21 protein-coding genes are annotated in these 17381 nt (G+C 65.7%); 11 read left to right on the forward strand and 10 right to left on the reverse strand.

All coding sequences use genetic code 11. The features are described from left to right. Positions 1 to 35 precede the first annotated feature (35 nt). Positions 36 to 1019: an iron-siderophore ABC transporter substrate-binding protein gene (locus CH306_RS13370; RefSeq protein WP_094646842.1), complete on the reverse strand. Its 984-nt coding sequence runs from the start codon at positions 1017 to 1019 to the stop codon at positions 36 to 38. 16 nt (positions 1020 to 1035) lie between these two features. Next, positions 1036 to 1581 carry a type 1 glutamine amidotransferase domain-containing protein gene (locus tag CH306_RS13375; protein ID WP_094646843.1) on the reverse strand — a complete coding sequence of 182 codons (546 nt, stop codon included), beginning with the start codon at positions 1579 to 1581 and terminating at the stop codon, positions 1036 to 1038. A gap of 62 nt (positions 1582 to 1643) precedes the next feature. On the opposite strand from CH306_RS13375, the gene CH306_RS29060 reads away from it, so the two are divergent. Then, positions 1644 to 1820 (forward strand): hypothetical protein, encoded by a 177-nt coding sequence (locus CH306_RS29060; protein WP_155290782.1) that lies wholly within the window; start codon positions 1644 to 1646, stop codon positions 1818 to 1820. Here the strand turns inward: CH306_RS29060 and CH306_RS13380 are convergent. Next, positions 1817 to 2554 (reverse strand): TetR/AcrR family transcriptional regulator, encoded by a 738-nt coding sequence (locus CH306_RS13380; RefSeq protein WP_045200971.1) that lies wholly within the window; start codon positions 2552 to 2554, stop codon positions 1817 to 1819. The two genes, CH306_RS29060 and CH306_RS13380, sit on opposite strands and share 4 nt — an antisense overlap. Before the next feature lie 74 nt (positions 2555 to 2628). Between CH306_RS13380 and CH306_RS13385 the strand changes: the two genes are divergently transcribed. The 5 genes from CH306_RS13385 to CH306_RS13405 all read left to right on the forward strand — a co-directional run bounded on the left by CH306_RS13385 (position 2629) and on the right by CH306_RS13405 (position 6689). Beyond that, a complete protein-coding gene (locus tag CH306_RS13385) occupies positions 2629 to 3903 on the forward strand; it encodes a DUF445 domain-containing protein (RefSeq protein ID WP_032393845.1) in 1275 nt (424 codons plus the stop codon). Positions 3904 to 3975: 72 nt separating this feature from the next. Beyond that, on the forward strand, positions 3976 to 4443 hold the full coding sequence (locus CH306_RS13390) for a helix-turn-helix domain-containing protein (RefSeq protein WP_045198858.1): 468 nt from the start codon (positions 3976 to 3978) through the stop codon (positions 4441 to 4443). Then, on the forward strand, positions 4436 to 5224 hold the full coding sequence (locus CH306_RS13395; protein ID WP_045198860.1) for a heparin-binding hemagglutinin: 789 nt from the start codon (positions 4436 to 4438) through the stop codon (positions 5222 to 5224). The genes CH306_RS13390 and CH306_RS13395 overlap by 8 nt, the downstream gene beginning before the upstream one ends. 72 nt (positions 5225 to 5296) lie before the next feature. Continuing rightward, positions 5297 to 5584, forward strand: a complete 288-nt coding sequence (locus tag CH306_RS13400; protein ID WP_371828356.1) for a DUF2516 family protein — start codon at positions 5297 to 5299, stop codon at positions 5582 to 5584. A 79-nt stretch (positions 5585 to 5663) separates the two neighbouring features. Further along, positions 5664 to 6689 (forward strand): alpha/beta fold hydrolase, encoded by a 1026-nt coding sequence (locus CH306_RS13405; RefSeq protein WP_032393847.1) that lies wholly within the window; start codon positions 5664 to 5666, stop codon positions 6687 to 6689. 1 nt (position 6690) lies between these two features. Here CH306_RS13405 and purU read toward each other — a convergent pair whose 3' ends face one another. Continuing rightward, positions 6691 to 7575: a formyltetrahydrofolate deformylase gene (gene purU, locus CH306_RS13410; protein ID WP_032393848.1), complete on the reverse strand. Its 885-nt coding sequence runs from the start codon at positions 7573 to 7575 to the stop codon at positions 6691 to 6693. Between the two features lie 13 nt (positions 7576 to 7588). Then, entirely contained in the window at positions 7589 to 8431 is an 843-nt protein-coding gene (locus CH306_RS13415; RefSeq protein ID WP_094646844.1) for a class I SAM-dependent methyltransferase, read from the reverse strand. A gap of 59 nt (positions 8432 to 8490) precedes the next feature. Between CH306_RS13415 and deoC the strand changes: the two genes are divergently transcribed. Next, positions 8491 to 9144, forward strand: a complete 654-nt coding sequence (deoC, locus tag CH306_RS13420; RefSeq protein WP_373453491.1) for a deoxyribose-phosphate aldolase — start codon at positions 8491 to 8493, stop codon at positions 9142 to 9144. A gap of 61 nt (positions 9145 to 9205) precedes the next feature. Here deoC and CH306_RS13425 read toward each other — a convergent pair whose 3' ends face one another. Beyond that, complete coding sequence (locus CH306_RS13425) at positions 9206 to 9952, reverse strand: LmeA family phospholipid-binding protein (RefSeq protein ID WP_179272843.1); 747 nt, start codon at positions 9950 to 9952, stop codon at positions 9206 to 9208. Positions 9953 to 10061: 109 nt separating this feature from the next. Between CH306_RS13425 and CH306_RS13430 the strand changes: the two genes are divergently transcribed. Continuing rightward, complete coding sequence (locus CH306_RS13430; protein WP_032393851.1) at positions 10062 to 10649, forward strand: type IV toxin-antitoxin system AbiEi family antitoxin domain-containing protein; 588 nt, start codon at positions 10062 to 10064, stop codon at positions 10647 to 10649. Here the strand turns inward: CH306_RS13430 and CH306_RS13435 are convergent. The 3 genes from CH306_RS13435 to CH306_RS13445 all read right to left on the reverse strand — a co-directional run bounded on the left by CH306_RS13435 (position 10646) and on the right by CH306_RS13445 (position 12521). Then, positions 10646 to 11353: a class I SAM-dependent methyltransferase gene (locus tag CH306_RS13435; protein WP_256981152.1), complete on the reverse strand. Its 708-nt coding sequence runs from the start codon at positions 11351 to 11353 to the stop codon at positions 10646 to 10648. The two genes, CH306_RS13430 and CH306_RS13435, sit on opposite strands and share 4 nt — an antisense overlap. Positions 11354 to 11496: 143 nt before the next feature. Then, positions 11497 to 12000, reverse strand: coding sequence for a DUF2505 domain-containing protein (locus CH306_RS13440; protein WP_032393853.1), 504 nt, complete (start codon positions 11998 to 12000; stop codon positions 11497 to 11499). 11 nt (positions 12001 to 12011) lie between these two features. Beyond that, entirely contained in the window at positions 12012 to 12521 is a 510-nt protein-coding gene (locus CH306_RS13445) for a DUF2505 domain-containing protein (protein WP_094629748.1), read from the reverse strand. A gap of 57 nt (positions 12522 to 12578) precedes the next feature. Here CH306_RS13445 and CH306_RS13450 point away from each other — a divergent pair, with 57 nt between their 5' ends. From CH306_RS13450 to CH306_RS13460, 3 genes are all read left to right on the forward strand, one after another. After that, positions 12579 to 13595 carry a UDP-N-acetylmuramate dehydrogenase gene (locus CH306_RS13450; RefSeq protein ID WP_094646847.1) on the forward strand — a complete coding sequence of 339 codons (1017 nt, stop codon included), beginning with the start codon at positions 12579 to 12581 and terminating at the stop codon, positions 13593 to 13595. A gap of 62 nt (positions 13596 to 13657) precedes the next feature. Then, the gene (locus CH306_RS13455) at positions 13658 to 15208 is read left to right on the forward strand and encodes an MBL fold metallo-hydrolase (RefSeq protein WP_032393856.1); all 1551 of its coding nucleotides are present in this window, start codon (positions 13658 to 13660) and stop codon (positions 15206 to 15208) included. A 119-nt stretch (positions 15209 to 15327) separates the two neighbouring features. Then, entirely contained in the window at positions 15328 to 16524 is a 1197-nt protein-coding gene (locus tag CH306_RS13460) for a L,D-transpeptidase (RefSeq protein WP_179272842.1), read from the forward strand. 67 nt (positions 16525 to 16591) lie between these two features. Here the strand turns inward: CH306_RS13460 and CH306_RS13465 are convergent, their stop codons facing one another. Continuing rightward, on the reverse strand, positions 16592 to 17347 hold the full coding sequence (locus tag CH306_RS13465) for an SDR family NAD(P)-dependent oxidoreductase (RefSeq protein WP_094632686.1): 756 nt from the start codon (positions 17345 to 17347) through the stop codon (positions 16592 to 16594). Positions 17348 to 17381 lie beyond the last annotated feature (34 nt).

Genomic DNA, 17381 nt, shown 5'->3' on the forward strand with positions numbered 1-17381 from the left:
GGAGAGTGTGACAAGCCCGCCGGGGAGGGTGTGATCTAGCCCTTCAGTGGTGCCGCGAAGAGCGGCACTGCGTTCTCCAGTGCGTATCGGGTGCCTGCGACCGAGGCTGCCGAGAATGCGTTGGAGAGGTTCTGATCTCCGAGCACCACGAGGCGTCCGTCGCGTGCCGACGGCAGGCCCTGGATCGACGGGTTGTCGGTGATCACCTCGGGTCCGGTGCCGATGGGGAACATGACGGTGAGGTCGGCATCGAGCGCGGAGATGTTCTCCTCGGACAGTTCGATGCTGAATGCTCCCGGCTGCGCGAGGTTCTGGACGGCCGGGGTGTTCTCCATGCCCAACGACTCGAGGAAGTCGACGCGGGTGTCGCCGCGGACGTAGGCACCGACCTGTCCGCTGTAGAGCGTGCCGACGGCGACGGTCTTGCCGGCGAATTCGGGGTTGGCGGCGATGGTGTCGTCGACCAGTGCCTGGGTGTCGTCGACGAGCTTCTTGCCCTCGTCGACCTTTCCGAGCGCTTGGGCAACGATCTCGGTCTGGCCGTCCCACGTGGTGCCGTAGGCGACGTCGGTTCCCGGCGGCGCGGCGACAGTCGGGGCGATCTCGGACAGGTCGTCGTAGACGGCTTTGTCGTTGGTGCTGCGAGTCCACAGGATCAGATCCGGTGCCAGCGCCGCGATCGACTCCATGTCGACGTCGAAGGTGCCGACGATCGTGGGGTCGGTGTCGTAGGTTTCGTCGACCCACGGGCCGAGGCCGTTTCCGCCGACTCCGAGCCAGTCACTCGCTCCGACGGGTTGGACGCCGAGCGCCAGTGCGGTCTCGGCGTCCGACCAGCCGAGTGCAACCACTCGCTGCGGATTCGCCGGGACCTCGACGTCGCCGAACATGTCGGTGACGACGACACCACCGGCCTCCGAGGGGTCGGTGGTGTCGCCGTTGTCGGAGCTGCATGCGGTCAGAGTGAGGGCGAGGGCGAGGGCTGCCGCAGGCAGAGCCAACGAACGAGAAATGTGCATAGGGCACGCTAACCTATCAAGCGCTGAAATGCTGCACGATCTTCGCGCAGAAGGCCGGCAGGTCGTCCGGATTGCGGCTCGACACCAGGTTGCCGTCGACGACCACTTCCTCGTCGACGACGGTTCCTCCCGCGTTGCGAATGTCGGTTCGGATACTCGGGTAGGACGTCAACGTCCGGCCCTTCACGACGTCCGCCTCGACGAGAGTCCAGGCACCGTGGCAGATGACGCCGACCGGTTTGCGGGCTTGTACGAATGCGCGCACGAACGCCACCGCGTCCGCGTCGACGCGAAGTTGGTCGGGGTTGGTGGTGCCGCCGGGCAGGATCAGCGCATCGAAGTCGTCCGCGGAGACATCGGCGACGACGCGGTCGACCGTGAAGGTGTCGGCGGCATTGACGTCGCTCTCCATCGCTTGGATGTCACCATGGTCGAGTGCCACCAATGTGACTGTGGCTCCGGCATTTTCGACGGCTTCACGAGGCTGAACCAGTTCGACCTGCTCGACGCCGTCTGTAGCGAGAATGGCGATGCGGCGTCCGGTCAATGTATCGGTAGTCATACCTGTTCGAATGTCCGACCGGACCGGATCTCAAACTGACAAGTGATGGTACGAATGGAGACATGAGCGAATCACCCATCGAAACGCCCACCGAGGATCGGGTCGAGCAGAGTCTGCCGATCGTCGACGAGTCCGGCGAGCCGAGTACGAGTGATCTGCCCGTCGAGGCCGACGTCCGGGACGTGCTGGATCAACGAGCCGAGGTCCCGCTCGACGACGACGGGTACGACGAGCGCTAGGGCGTGCCTGGTTCGACGACGAGAGGGTGCGGCTGCGACTTGAACTTCGCGGGGGAGCCGTCGGCCATGGCGACTCCGTGGATGCCGCCCCACATCATCATGCAGAGATAGTCGATCAGATCGTCCGCGGACATGGACTTGTTGGAGATCCACCAGTGCGTGGCCAACTGAACCGCGCCGACGATCGCGAAGGCCCACGGAACCGAACCGCCCGAGTCCATCTCGCGTTGCCTTAGGCGCTCACCCAACACGGTGGAGAGCAACTCGGCGATCATGCGCTCGGACTCGGCGACGACGTCGCGATTGTTGCCGGCGTTGTTCGCCATGACGTACAGGTACACCTCGGGATCGGTGGCCACCGTCTCGACATAGGCGGTCACGACGACGCGGGTGAGTTCGTACTCGTCGAGCTCGTGCGAGATGGCCGCGTAGATGCGAGGTGCGAGGGTCGTCTCGACGTACCGCGACATGGTCGCGCTCGTCAGGTCGTTCTTGTCGGTGAAGTAGCGGTAGAGCACCGTCTTGGAGATACCGATCTCCGACGCGATCTCGTCCATTCCGATCTCGCGGCCCCGCAACCGGATCGCAGCCAGCGTGCCGTCGACCAGCTCCTCGCGTCGCGCGATCTTGTGCTCACGCCACCGACGTTTGCGGCCGTCCGGCTTCTCGGCCTTGGGCTTGTCCTCGCTCGGCTCGGACTCGTCCAGCTTTGCCTCCGTCGTATTTCTTGCCACGACCACCACCCTATGCGCCTGCTCGGACACCGTCGCAGGGTGCGTCCGGTTGGTCCGAGGTATTTCTGGGCACAATGTCGGTTGTGCAGCTGATGAACTTCGACGACGACACCAAACGCCGCGACCTCCGCAAGATGAAGACGGTCGCGACGGGCTTTCTCGTCTTCGCATCGATCGTCTACATCTTCTGCCGCTGGCAGGAGTCGACGGGCGCAGGTGCCTGGGTGGGCTACGTGCGCGCGGCATCGGAAGCGGGAATGGTGGGCGCACTCGCGGACTGGTTCGCGGTGACGGCCCTGTTCAAGCACCCGCTCGGCATCCCGATTCCGCACACGGCCTTGATCAAGAAGAAGAAGGACCAGCTGGGTGCGAGCCTGAGTTCGTTCGTCGGCAGCAACTTCCTCGCGCCCGAGGTCGTGTCGGAGAAGGTCGCGTCCGCGCAGGTTCCCCTGCGGTTGGGGACCTGGCTCGCTCAGCCGGACAACGCCGAACGGGTCGCGGCCGAGGCGGCGACCGTGTTGCACGGCGTCGTCGACGTCCTCAACGACGAGGACATCACCGCCGTCATCGACAGCACCATCGTGCGTCGACTCGCCGACCCGCAGTGGGGACCGCCGATCGGCCGCATCCTCGACGAACTGCTCCGCGAGAATCGCCAGCTGCCGTTGATCGACATGCTCGCCGAGCGCGCTCACCAGTGGGCGCTCGGCAGCCAGGAGATGATCGATCGCGTCGTCGCGCGGGACTCCCCGAACTGGTCGCCGAAGTTCGTCGACACGCTGTTGGGCGAGAAGGTCTACAAGGAGCTCGTCGAGTTCACCTGGAAGATTCGCTCCAACCCCGAACACGACGTACGCCTGGCCGCCAACAAGTTCCTCGTCGATTACGCCAACGACCTGCAGCACGACCCGGTCACCATCGAGAAGGCCGAGAAGCTCAAGGCGCAGATCATGGGGCGTGAGGAGATCACCGGCCTCGCCGCGGCGACGTGGAAGGTGGCCAAGCGGCTGATCACCGAGTCGGTGGACGATCCGACGAGCACGCTGCGCACCAAGATCAAGGAGAACACCGCCAACCTCGGGGTGCGCTTGCGCGACGACGAGGAATTGCGCGGCAAGGTCGACGGCTGGCTCCTCGGTGGGGCGAGTTACATCGCCGCGAACTACGCGGACGAGATCACCACGATCATCGGGGACACCGTCGCGCGGTGGGATGCCGAGGAGGCGAGCAAGAAGATCGAACTGCAGGTCGGACGCGATCTCCAGTTCATTCGCATCAACGGAACCGTCGTCGGTTCCATCGCCGGTCTCGCCATCTACACGATCTCGGATCTGATCTTCGGGCACTAGTGCTAGCAGAGTGCTTGCAATAGTTAGCACCCTTCGGTACCGTCCAGTAGGACACCGAAACAGGAGGCCGATATGGCCGAGAACGAGGGGGATCTGGTCGCCAAAGCGACCGAGGCGACGCAGGTCGTCGCCGAGGCGGGGGATCTGGTCGCTGCAGTGGTCACCACTGCGGCCCAGGACATCGGCAGCTACATCCGGTCCCAACGGGAAGCCGCGCAGGTATCCATGCGGCAACTCGCCAGCCGGGCCGGAGTGAGCAACCCCTACCTGAGCCAGATCGAACGCGGACTGCGCAACCCGTCCGCAGAAGTGCTAGCGCAGATAGCCAAGGGTCTGCGCGTCTCCTCCGAGGTGCTGTACGTCCGGGCCGGGATCTTGGAAGCGCGTCCCCACGGTCCGGTGCGCGAAGCTCTGCTCGGCGATGAGCACATCACCGAACGGCAGAAGCAAGTGCTGATCGAGATCTACGACTCGTTCTGTCGTGAGAACGAGTCGACGCAGGAGCCCGAACCCGACGAACAGGAGACACCCGATGTCTGATTCCAAGAACTTCGAGAACGTCAAGACCCCGATCTTCGCAGCCGTCGGTGCAGGCGACGCCGTCGTCCAGGCCGTGGCCGACGTCGTCGCTCAGGTGCGCTCGCGCGCCGAGAGCCGCACCAGCGAGGTCAACGCCCGCATCGCCGACATCTCCGAAGATGTCACCGAGGGCGTCGAGAGCCTGCGCGAGCGGCTGGCGAACCTGCCCGCAGAGCTCCCCGACGAGATCGCCGAGCTGCGCGAGCGCTTCACCCCCGAAGAGCTGCGCAAGGTTGCCGAGGCATACCTGAAGGTGGCATCCGACCTCTACACCTCGCTCGCCGAGCGCGGCGAAGAGACCGTCGAGCGCATCCGCCGCACGCCCGCCGTCGAAGAACGCCTCGAACGCGCCAACGCCGCTGCCAACGACGTCGTCGACCTCACCGAGCAGGCCCTCGGAACCGTCGCCTCGCAGACCCGCGCAGTGGGTGAGCGTGCCGCTGCTCTGGCCGGTCTCGCATCGGACAAGGTCCGCGAGGGTGCCGAGGAGATCTCCGACGCCGCCGACGAGCTCGCCGAGAACATCGACGAAGCAGGCGACGAGGCCAAGGACAAGGCCATCAAGGCGTCCGACAAGGTGAGCGGCGCGGCGGGCACGGTCGAGGCCAAGACCCGCAGCAACGCCAACTCGCCGATCAAAAAGACTCCGGCACCGGCCAAGAAGACCGCACCGGCACCGGCAGCCAAGAAGTCCACCCCGGCTCCGGCCAAGAAGGCTCCGGCGAAGAAGACCACTCGCTAAAGCACTCGTAAAGAAAACGACCCCTGCGCCGAGCGGCGCGGGGGTCGTTTCTCGTACACTGGCCGCGTGAGCATCGCCGGCAGCTTCAGCTACTACATCCTGACCTTTCTTCAGATCCTCGGAGTGGTAGGAGCAGGATTCGCGATCTTCCACGCATTGCGTCAGCGCGCCGACGCCTTTCCTGCCGTGGACAAGCTCACCAAGAACGCGTGGCTGGCCATCCTGTTCGTCGGCCTGCTCCTCATCCTCGTCTCCGGAGTGATCGGATTCCTGGGCATCATCGGCGTCGTCGCCGTGTGCGTGTACCTCGTCGACGTACGGCCCAAGATCGACAGCATTCAGCGCGGACCTCGCTGGTAACCAGCCGCGTCGACGCCCGTTCGGTTCTGGGCGTAGCCTCTACCGCACCCGCTCGGGGGATACAGGTGGAGGGGAATCAGTGGTTTCACGCAAGGTAATCGAACGCGCGCTGTTCGGAGTCGGCAGTGCGGCCGTCGCGGCAGGCATCGGTACGTTCGTCGTTCGGCGGCGGCGCCTGCACTCGTTCACCAAGACGACCGACGTCCAGCCCGACGAGCTGCTGCAGTACCCCACCTTCGAACCGCACATCACCGAGGTGGTCACCGACGACGGTGCCCACCTGCACGTCCGTAGCTACGGTGACTCCGATGCCGCGCCGATCGTCTTCAGCCACGGCTGGACCTGCTCGGCCGACTACTGGTACCCGCAGATCAACGCCCTCGCCGGCCGCTACCGCGTCATCGCGTACGACCAGCGCGGCCACGGCCGCAGCGACGTGGGAACGCGACCACTGAGCCCCGACGTGCTGGCCGACGACCTCGCTGCGGTCCTCACCGCCACCGTCGACGAGGACAACAAAGCTGTGCTGGTGGGTCACAGCATGGGCGGCATGTCGATCATGGCCTGGGCCGGAAACTATCCCGAACAGGTCGATCGCCTGGTCAGTGCCGTCCTGCTCGCCAGCACCGCGACCGACTCACTCGTCCGCGAAACCACCGTCATCCCACTGCCGCAGCGCTTCCCGCGCCTCCCGACCCCCGTGGGCAAAGCCGTGCTCAGCTCGGCGCTTCCGCTGCGGCCGTCGCCGGTGACCCGCCAGGCCATCAAGTACATCTCCATGGCACCAGGAGCGACACCGGCCGAGGTGGCGTTCTGCGAGAAGATCGTGCTCGAATGCGCCCCGCGCACCCGCGGCATCTGGGGTGCCGCGCTCAGCGACCTCGACATCCACGAAGCGCTCGAGAACATGTCCGTTCCCACCAGCGTGCTCGTCGGATCGGCCGACCGACTGACCCCACCCGTGCACGCCCGCAAACTCGCCCGCGCCCTCGACGATCACGACCACCTGAGCAGACTGATCGTGATCCCCGGCATCGGACACATGAGCTCCGTCGAGGCAATCGACGAATTCAACACCGAAGTGGTTCGGCTCCGGAACTTGTGATCTAGCTGAACACCACGGTCTTGCGGCCGTGCACCAGGACACGATCCTCCAGGTGCCACCGCAGGCCACGGGAGAGCACCAGCTTCTCGATGTCGCGGCCCTGACGCACCATGTCGGCCACCTCGTCGGAATGGTCGACGCGGATGACGTCCTGCTCGATGATCGGACCCGCGTCGAGCTCGGCCGTCACGTAGTGGCATGTCGCGCCGATCAGCTTCACGCCCCGCGCGAACGCCTGGTGGTACGGACGCGCGCCGACGAACGACGGCAGGAAGCTGTGGTGGATGTTGATCGCTCGGCCCGCCCAGTGCGCGCACAGCGACTCGGGCAGAACCTGCATGAAGCGTGCCAGCACAACCGCGTGCGGGTCGTAGGAATCGACCAGCGACCGCACCTCCTCGAAGGCGGGCCCGCGCTCGGCCGGATCCTTGGCGAACTCGACGTGATGGAACGGGGTGCCGTGCGCTGCGGCGATCGGTTCGAGCGACTTGTGGTTGCCGATCACCGCGGAGATCTGAGCGGGCAGTTCGCCGCCCGCAGCGCGCCCGAGGAGGTCGTGCAAGCAGTGCGCCTCCTTGCTGACCAGTAGGACCACGCGCTTGGGCTCACCCGAATCGTGAAGTGTCCATTCGGTTTCCGGGCCGAGCTCGGCAGCCACCACGGCGAAGCGCGTCCTCAGCTCCTCGATGCTCATGTCCACCGACGACGCGCGCACCGCCTGCCGGGTGAAGAACCAACCGGTGTCGGGATCGGCGTGATAGGCGGCCTCGACGATCCATCCACCGACCTCGGCGAGGAAGGTCGAGATGCGGGCGACGATGCCCGTCTTGTCGGGGCAACCGAGCGACAGAACGTAACGGCGATCCTCGGATACGGAAGAACTCATACCGCCGATTGTCTCAGGGCGTCCGCACCCCGGTTGCCACCAGTGTCCCCAGATCGATCGAATCGATTCCGCGCTCGGTGAGCAGCTCCGAGAACTCGGCACGGATCTGCGTCCGGGTCGCATCGTCGAACGGTGTCAGCGCTCCCCGCATCGCACTGCCCAGCACGAGATCCCACACGAACGACTCCGTCGCGGGAACGTGATTGGACAGCTCCACGACCTCGACATCGGTGGTGCCGGCCGCGGCGAGCCATGCCGACAGAAGATCCGCCGTCTCCATCCGCCGGATCGGGTGCTTGTCGTAACCGTCCTGCGCGAGTGGCCCGTCGTGTTCGCTCGGCGGCGAATGCGCACCGATCACCTCGAAGAACGTGCCCGCGAACGCCTCGAACGCACCCTTGCGCCACACCGTCACCCCGACGCGACCGCCCGGACGAACCAACGACACCAGACGAGCGAAGTCCCCCTCGGGATCGGGCAGAAAGAAGATGCCGTACGAACAGGCCAACGCGTCGTATCCGGCATCGGGAACCGTCGACGGCGGCTCCCATTCGGTGGCGTCGGCGAGCACGAAGTCGATGTTGCGCAGGGCCCTTTCGGTGGCTTTCACCCGCCCGACCTCGAGCAGGTCGTCGGCGAGATCGACGGCGTGCACGAGGCCGTCCGGGCCGACGGCGGCCGCCGCGGGAATCGCCGATGCCCCGGTGCCGGAGCACACGTCCAGAACGGTGTCCCCGGTCGCCAACTCGAGCGCGAAGGCGAGCGACTGCCCGGCCGGCCCCCAGACCTGTGGCGTCACCGCGTCGAACTCCCTGCTGGTGGCGTTGAAGGTGGCGGCGAGCGAGGCTGCGGTCATGAACCAAAATCGTAGACCGACAGGGCTACGAAAGGGCGTGCTGTGAAAAGCTGGACCGCATGACACTCACCCGCTCCGCCCTCGCCGGAATGGTCGACCACACGCTGCTCAAGCCCGAAGCCACGACGGCCGACGTGGCCGCTCTTATCGAGGAAGGCCGCGAACTCGGAGTGCTCGCGGTGTGCGTATCGCCGTCGATGCTGCCGATTCGGGCCGAGGGAATGCTCACTGCCGTCGTCGCCGGATTCCCGTCGGGCAAGCATCACTCGCTGATCAAGGGTTCCGAGGCCAGGCTCGCGGTGCAGCAAGGCGCCGACGAGGTCGACATGGTGATCGACGTCGGCGCGGCCATCGCGGGGGACTACAACGCGGTACTGGCCGACATCGTCACCGTCCGCGAGGGGATCGCCGGAACTGCGGTCCTGAAGGTCATCATCGAATCGGCCGCACTGTCCGACGACGCGATCGTCGAGGTGTGCCGCGCCGCCGAGAAAGCCGGTGCCGACTTCGTCAAGACATCCACCGGATTCCACCCCGCAGGCGGCGCGAGCGTCGAAGCGGTGCGCTTGATGGCGGAGACCGTCGGCGGACGACTGGGCGTCAAAGCCAGTGGCGGCATCCGCACCACGGAGGCCGCCCTGGCCATGATCGACGCGGGCGCAACACGATTGGGTCTTTCGGGAACGCGCGCGGTGCTCGACGGTCTGAGCTAGAGCGACTGCGTCGCACGTGCACGGTAATTCGTAGCCTGCTACGAATTACCGCTCACGTGGGTTACGCGACCAGCGAGCAACCCTCGGGTGTCGGCTGATTCTGATCCTGCTGAGTCACCGGAATCGTGTACTGCCCGCCTTCGAGGGTGAGCTCGATGCCGCTGTCGGTGACGGTCAGCGACGTCGGAGCCATGTCCAGCGGGTAGGCCTGCAGACTGTCGGTCAGCACACCGACGACGGAGTCGACCAGATCGGTGGGGATGCCGAGACCCAGAATCGATGCGTCGACGGTCTGGAAGTCGACCCTGCCGTCTGCAACCTGCGGCTTGACGGTCAGATTCGCCAGTGCTCCGACGGCGAAGTCGAGGGTGCCCGCCGACGCGTCCGAGGTGACGCCCGAGACGATCGCGCCGATGCCCTGGCTCTGCAGGGTGCGGGTGATGCCGTCGGTCGACCACGAGATGTCGGCACTGGAGCTGCCGATGGTGCCGCCGGAGTCGGCGGTCTGCGTCAGGTTCAGGTCACGTGCCTCGGCGTGCACGACCATGCCCTCGGCGGGACCGAAGCGCGCGTCGTCGCTGTCGACGGTGACCGAGGAGACCTTCTTGTCCACCAGTGACAGCAGGACCGGCTTCAGGCCGAGACCGACCTCGACCTGGCTGCCGAGCTCGGACTCGAGCTGGCCGGCGAGGCAGGATTTGATCTGCTGACGGACGAACAACTCGCCACCGATGACGGCGACGAGGAGGACGACGACGACGGAGACTGCGATCAGCGGTGCGGTGCTGCGCCTGGCTGTGGATGACATTCCTGGCAGTCTTCCCGATGATTCTGAGCAAGCTCTGTGAAACTCGCCGAACCTGCGTTCTCGATCGAAACTTTGTGACCTGTAACACATTGTGACGTAGGCTTGCGTCATGAGTACGACAGGACCGAGCGTGCACGAATTGCACTCGCTGGCCACTCGCCAGGACGGTTACTTCACGGCCGAGCAGGCCGGCGAGCTCGGCTTCGATTCTGCGATGGCGCGCGTAAATCTGGCCACCAACACGTGGACTCGCGTCGAGCGCAACCTGTTCCGACTCGGCCAGTGGCCACACAGCGAACTCGAAGTGTTCGCCATGTGGTGTGCCTGGTTCGGCGGCGAGGCCGTGATCTCGCACCAGAGCGCGGCGGAGCTACACGGATTCGGGCACCTGCACCCTCAATTCGTGCACGTCTGCGCATTCGGCGACCTACGACTGACCGACACCAGACTGGCGGTGCATCGCCTACGACTCGAGCCCCGGGACGTCGAATCGGCAGGCACGTTCAACCTCACCACCCCGGTGCGGACCGTGCTCGACCTCGCCGCAGGCGGCATCTCCCAGATCACCCTCGACGAGGTGGTGTGCGACGCCGTGGCGATCGGTCGCGTCGACCCGCAGGCGCTGTACTCCGAGGCCGGAAACAGCACCGACCGAGTGGCCGAACGCGTCGAACTGGCACTGTCCGCCTGCACCTAGTCGATTCGCGTTGCCGGTGCGACCGTCGACCACGGGACCGTGAGTACGTTGTCTCGCATCCGTCGGCGCGGGAGTGCGATCGGAAGACCCTGTTCGGCAAGCACTTTCATGGCTGCGCGCCACCGAATTCGAGGCCCGAACGGGGCCAGCGGGGCCGAGACCGACCACGCTCTGTCGGCCCGTCGAAGCAGATCGTGGATCAGCTCGCCCTCGATGTTGCGATGTATCAACACCTTCGGAAGCCGCTCCGCGATGTCCGACGGCATCTCGACGTCGAACGGATCCCATGCCAGCGTCAGGGAACGGGGGCCCTCGGCGTCGAGCAACACCCAGGCGCACCGTCGACCCAGCTCGTCGCAGGTGCCGTCCATCAGCAGGCCACCGGGTGCCAGGCTCGACAGAATGCGTTGCCAGGCAGCGGGTACCGCATCCTCGGGATACTGGCGCAGTACGTTGAACGCCCGCACCAGGTCGGGGCGCAGGCCCGCCAGCTCGAAACCGCCGCGGGCGAACTGCACGCCGTCACTGCCGGGGACGACGCGAGCGGGGTCGATCTCGAGACCGGTGACTCGGAGGTCGGGCCGGACGGTGCGCAATCGACCGGCCAGCTCGAGCGTCGTGTTCGGCATCGCCCCGTACCCGAGGTCCACGACGAGGGGATTCGCCGAGCTCTGCAGAACGCGTCGGACATCGGGGTGGTGCATCAGCCACCGGTCGCTACGACGCAACCGATTGATGCCGGTGGTGCCGCGAGTGATGACACCTTCGGGGGCAGGAGTGGAGCCTGTGGAACGACCCAGATGGGGAGTGGAGCCTGCGGAACGACCTCTGTGGACCGGGCTCAGGGCTAGGCGTTCTTCTCGAGCCAGTCGGCGGTCACTTCGCCCTCACCGCGCCACAGGTCGATGAGGTTGACGAGCATCAGCTGTTCGAGCTTGCCGCCGATGAACGGCAGGAAGACCTTGGCCTCGGAGGAGGTGCGCAGGGTCGATCCGCCGTTGGTGGGGAAGAGCGAGGTGGTGCCCTTGAGTGAGCCCGGTCCGGCCGGAATCGACGCGTCGTAGTGGCCCGCGGTGACTTCCTCGAAGGCATCGAAGTGCACGTTGCGGGTGATGATCATGTCCTTCTTCATCACCGTCTGCGCGATGTCGGGCAGTTCGGTGCGCGGGATGACGTGGTGCATCACGATGTCGATTCCGGCGTCGGACACCTCGAAGCTCTTCAGCTCGTTCTCCGAGTACTTACGCATCTCCTCGATGCGCGCATCCCAGTGATCGCGACTGGAGAGCGCTGCATAGACCTGCTGCGTCGAGTGGGTGAACCGGGCGGAGTAGTTCATTCGGCGAGCCATAGTGCGCCAGGTTAGCCGTTCGGGTTCGCGGCGATCCAGTTACCGGTGAAGTCCTGTTCGTTGTCGATGAGGGAGAGCACCTGCTCGCTGATCATCGCTTCGATCTTGCCGCCGAAGATCGGAACCTTGACCTCGGTGGTGCCTGCCAACGCGATGGTGGTCGTCTCGCCGCCGGCGTCGAGCGTGGTGGTGCCGGTGATGCGGGCCGGTGCGCCTTCGACGGTCGCTCCGAACGTGCCGTCGGCGTGGGTGCCGTCGAACGGTCCCCAGCTCTCGGTGCGTTCGATGATGAGGTCGCCCTTCTTGAAGGCGGTCACCGCGGACGGCAGCTCCTCTTCGGGAACTGACTGGGTCATGACGACGTCGATGGTTCCGTTGCCGACCGTGACGCTCTTCAGGCTGGCACCCGGTCCGCCGATCTGCTCGATGCGGTCCTTCCAGTACTGCTCGGACGTCAGCGCGGCGTGGACCTTGTCGGCGGAGGCGGGCACAGTCGAGCTGTGCTCAATGGGGCGAGGCATCCCCGCAGGTTACCGGGTGACCGAAGACCCGGTGCGCGACCGGTAGCGTGAGAGTCCGTGCCTACTGCAATTTCGGAGCTCACCACCATCCGGGTGGGCGGCCCGGCCCGTGAATTCACCGTCGCGACGAACGCCGACGAGTTGGTCTCGCTGGTGCGTGACGCGGACCGCTCGGGGACGGATGTGCTGGTCATCGGCGGCGGATCCAACCTGGTCGTCGGCGACGACGGCTTCGACGGCCGGGTGGTTCGGGTGACCGGGTCCCGGCTGGACATCGACGGCGAGATGGTGACGGTCGATGCGGGTGTCGAGTGGGATGCCGTCGTGCAGGCGACGATCGACGCGGGACTGTCGGGCATGGAAGCGCTCTCGGGTATCCCCGGAACCACCGGCGCGACGCCCATCCAGAACGTCGGCGCGTACGGCGCGTCGACGTCGGAGCTGCTGCACAGCCTCACCGTCTACGACCGCGAGACCGATCGGACGGCGGTGTGGACGCCGGAGCAGTGCGGTTTCGGAACGCATCGGTCGTCGGTGTTCAAGCGATCCTCGCGCTACGTGATTCTGGACGTGACGTTCGCACTGAAGAAGACGACCGAGTCGCTTCCGGTGCGCTACGCGGCGTTGTCGGAGCGTCTCGACGTGCAGATCGGCGACGTCGTACCGGTGCCGGACGTGCGCGCTGCCGTGCTGGCACTGCGCGGCGAACGCGGCATGGTGCTCGACGCGGGCGACCACGACACGTGGAGCGTCGGATCGTTCTTCCTCAACCCGGTCCTGCCCGAGGTACCCGAGGCCGCCGCACACGCGCCCAACTTCCCCGACCCCGCGGGCACCAAGATCCCGGCCGCCTGGCTGATCCAGAACGCGGGCTTCCCACGCGGGTACGGCACCGAATTCGGGCGCGGCACCGCGGCGCTCTCCTCGAAACACGTGCTGGCGATCACCAACAGGGGTGGGGCGACCGCGTCGGACATCATGGCGCTGGCCGCGCACGTCCGCGACGGGGTTCAGGAGAAGTTCGGCATCACGCTCACGCCCGAGTGTGACCTCGTCAACTGCGCACTGGGTTAGGGCCGGTCGAAACGGCGCATACGATGAAGCTTTGCAAGTGAAGGCTCCAGGGAGGTAAATCAGTGCAGGTCACCAGCGTGGGACATGCGGGATTCCATATTCGGACCGACGCCGGAAGCATCCTGTGCGACCCGTGGGTCAACCCGTCGTTCTACGCGTCGTGGTTCCCGTTCCCCGACAACTCGGGTCTGGACTGGGACGCCCTCGGTGATTGCGACTACCTCTACGTCTCGCACCTGCACAAGGACCATTTCGACCCGAAGAACCTGGCCGAGCACGTCAACAAGGACGCCACGGTCCTGCTGCCGGACTACCCGGTGCTCGATCTCAAGCACGAGCTGGAGAAGCTCGGCTTCCACAAGTTCTACGAGACGACGGACTCGGTCAAGCACACGATCTCCGGTCCCAAGGGCGATCTGGACATCATGATCATCGCGTTGCGTGCGCCCGCCGACGGGCCGATCGGCGACTCGGGTCTGGTCGTCTCGGACGGCAAGACCGTCGCGTTCAACATGAACGACGCGAGGCCGGTGGACCTGGACGTGATGACCGAGAATTTCGGTCCCGTGGACGTGCACATGCTGCAGTACTCGGGCGCGATCTGGTACCCGATGGTCTACGACATGGTCTCGCGCGCGAAGAAGAACTTCGGCATCCAGAAGCGTCAACGGCAGATGGATCGGGCGCGCCAGTACATCGAGCAGGTCGGCTCCACCTGGGTCGTCCCGTCGGCAGGCCCGCCGTGTTTCCTCGACGACGAACTGCGCTCGCTCAACGACGTCTACGGCGACCCGGCGAACGTGTTCCCGGACCAGATGGTGTTTCTCGAGCAGATGCGACTGCACGGGCACGACAAGGGCCTGCTGATGATGCCGGGCACCGCCGCCACGTTCGACGGCTCCGAGCTGATCTCCCACGAGCACCCGATTCCGACGGCCGAGGCCGAGGCCATCTTCACCACCGGTAAGGCCGAGTACATCGAGGCCTATGCCCAGCGTCAGGCATCGGTCATCGCAGCGGAGAAGGCGGCGTGGGCTCCGGCCGAGGGCGAGCCACTGCTCGAGCCGATGAGGGGCCTGTTCGAGCCGATCATGGCGCAGACGGACCTGATCTGCGACGGCATCGGCTATCCCGTCGGAATCACCATGGGCGACGAAACCGTCGTGCTGGACTTTCCGAAAAGGATTGTGCGCGAACCGATCTCGAACGAGAAGTTCCGCTACAGCTTCACCATCCCGCCGGAACTGGTGCGCACCGCGATACGTGACCGAGAGCCGGACTGGGTCAACTCGATCTTCCTGTCCACCCGCTTCCGAGCCCGACGCGTCGGCGGCTACAACGAATTCCTCTACACGTTCTTCAAGTGCCTCACCGACGAGCGCATCGCCTACGCCGACGGCTGGTTCGCCGAGGCGCACGACGACACCGCCACGATCACGATGGGCGGCTACGAGATCCAGCGCCGCTGCCCGCACCTGAAAGCGGACCTGACGAAGTTCGGCATCGTCGAGGGCAACAAGCTCACCTGCAATCTGCACGGGTGGGACTGGAGCCTCGATTCCGGGCGCTGTCTGACGTCCAAGGGGCACGAACTGCGTACGCGCAAACTCTGAGTCGTTCCGCGGAACTCCACTCCTGCAGCTGTGAGTCATTCCGCGGGCTCCACTCCTGCCAGCTGTGAGACTGCCCCCAAAAATCGGGGTAGTTCGCCGACGCAGGTACGTTGGATAACGTGCATGAGCAGGTAGAACAGACAAAACGGACTCGCACGGTGTGGTTGATCGCCGTGCTGGTCGCCTTGGTGGCACTCGTGGCAGGCTGCACCGTCGGATCGGGCGATGCCGGCTCGGGCACGGCAGCCCCGACCACCGAGGCAGCGCCCGTCGCACGGGTGACCGAGAACCCGGTCGCAGGTGCCGTCGACGTCAGCCCCGTCGCGCCGATCTCGGTCTCCGTTGCCGACGGAACGCTCACCCAGGTCGCGTTGACCAACCCCGACGGCAAGGTCGTCCAGGGCGCGCTCTCGCCCGACAAGACCTCGTACGCCATCACCGAGCCTCTCGGCTACGGCGTGCAGTACACGTGGTCCGGCTCGGCCGTGGGCAGCGACGACAAGGCCGTCGAGATCACCGGTGCCTTCACCACCGTCGAACCCGACAGCCGCACGTCGGTGAGCACCAACATCGGCGACGGCCAGGAGGTCGGCATCGCCGCCCCGATCATCCTGCAGTTCGATTCGGCGATCGCCGACAAGGCCGCCGTCGAGAAGGCGTTGACGGTGACCACCAACCCGCCGACTCCCGGCGCGTGGGCATGGTTTCCGGACGACAACGGCTCGCGCATCCACTGGCGTCCCACCAACTACTGGGCTCCCGGCACGACCGTCTCGGTGGTAGCCAACCTGTACGGCGTGAACTACGGCGACGGTGCATACGGAGCCGACGATGTCACCCTGAACTTCAGCATCGGACGCAGTCAGGTCGTCGTCGCCGACGCCACCAGCCACCGCATGCAGGTGGTCCGCGACGGCGCGACGATCATGGACATACCGGTCAGCTACGGCGAGGGCAACGAGGACCGCAACGTCACCCGCAGCGGTATCCACGTCGTCACCGAGAAGCACGAGGACTTCCTGATGTCCAACCCGCCGTTCTACGAGAACGTCCGCGAACGCTGGGCTGTGCGTATCTCCAACAACGGTGAGTTCATCCACGCCAATCCGCTGACAACCGGAGTGCAGGGGGCCTCGAACGTCACCAACGGGTGCATCAATCTCTCCGACGCCGACGCTCAGCAGTACTTCCAGACGGCGATGTACGGCGATCCCGTCGAGGTCACCGGCACGCGCATCGACCTCTCGGCAGCAGACGGCGACCTGTACGACTGGGCCATCGACTGGCCGACGTGGGAGTCGATGTCGGCGCTGTGAGCGCTACGCGCAGGTGAGCGGAACTTCGTAGCCCACTACGAAGTTCCGCTCACCTGCGGCGAAGCCGCTACTTACGGGAGAAGCGCCCCGGACCGGCCTGATCACGTGGCTTGATGATGATCTGATCCAGGTTGACGTGCGACGGGCGAGATGCGACGAAGCCGATCACCTCGGCGATATCGCTTGCCACGAGCGGTGTGATGCCCTGGTAGACCGCGTCGGCCTTGTCTGCGTCGCCGTCGAACCGGACGAGTGAGAACTCGGTTTCCACGGCACCCGGCGCGACCTCGGTCAATCGCACCGGCTTGCCCAGCAGCTCGCCGCGCAACGTCCGATGCAGCACTGCCTGAGCGTGCTTGGCCGAGGTGTAGCCCGAACCGTTGTCGTACGCCTCGAATGCCGCAACCGACGTGATGGTGACGATCAGGCCGTCGCCGGAGTCGATCAGCTTGGGCAGCAACGACTTCGTCACCCGCAATGTACCGAGCACGTTGGTCTCCCACATCCAGCGCCAGTCGTCGAGGTCGGCGTCGATCACCGGGGCCAAGCCCTTCGCGCCACCGGCGTTGTTGATCAACACGTCGACGCGGGGAATGACCGCGGTGAAGGCAGCGACCGAATCCTCGTCCGTCACATCGAGTTCCAGGGCAGTGCCGCCGATCTCCGACGCCAACTCCTCCAGCCGGTCGAGGCGGCGGGCTCCGATCACGACGTGGAATCCGTCGGCGGCGAGTTGGCGGGCGGTGGCCGCGCCGATGCCGGAGCTCGCTCCGGTGACGACGGCGATTCGGGCATCGGGGGAAATGTGTTCGGACGAGGTCATGGTGAAATTCTATGCCCGGCGTACCCCGTGCTTT

Source organism: Rhodococcus sp. 15-725-2-2b (assembly GCF_002259075.1).
Lineage (GTDB): Bacteria > Actinomycetota > Actinomycetes > Mycobacteriales > Mycobacteriaceae > Rhodococcoides.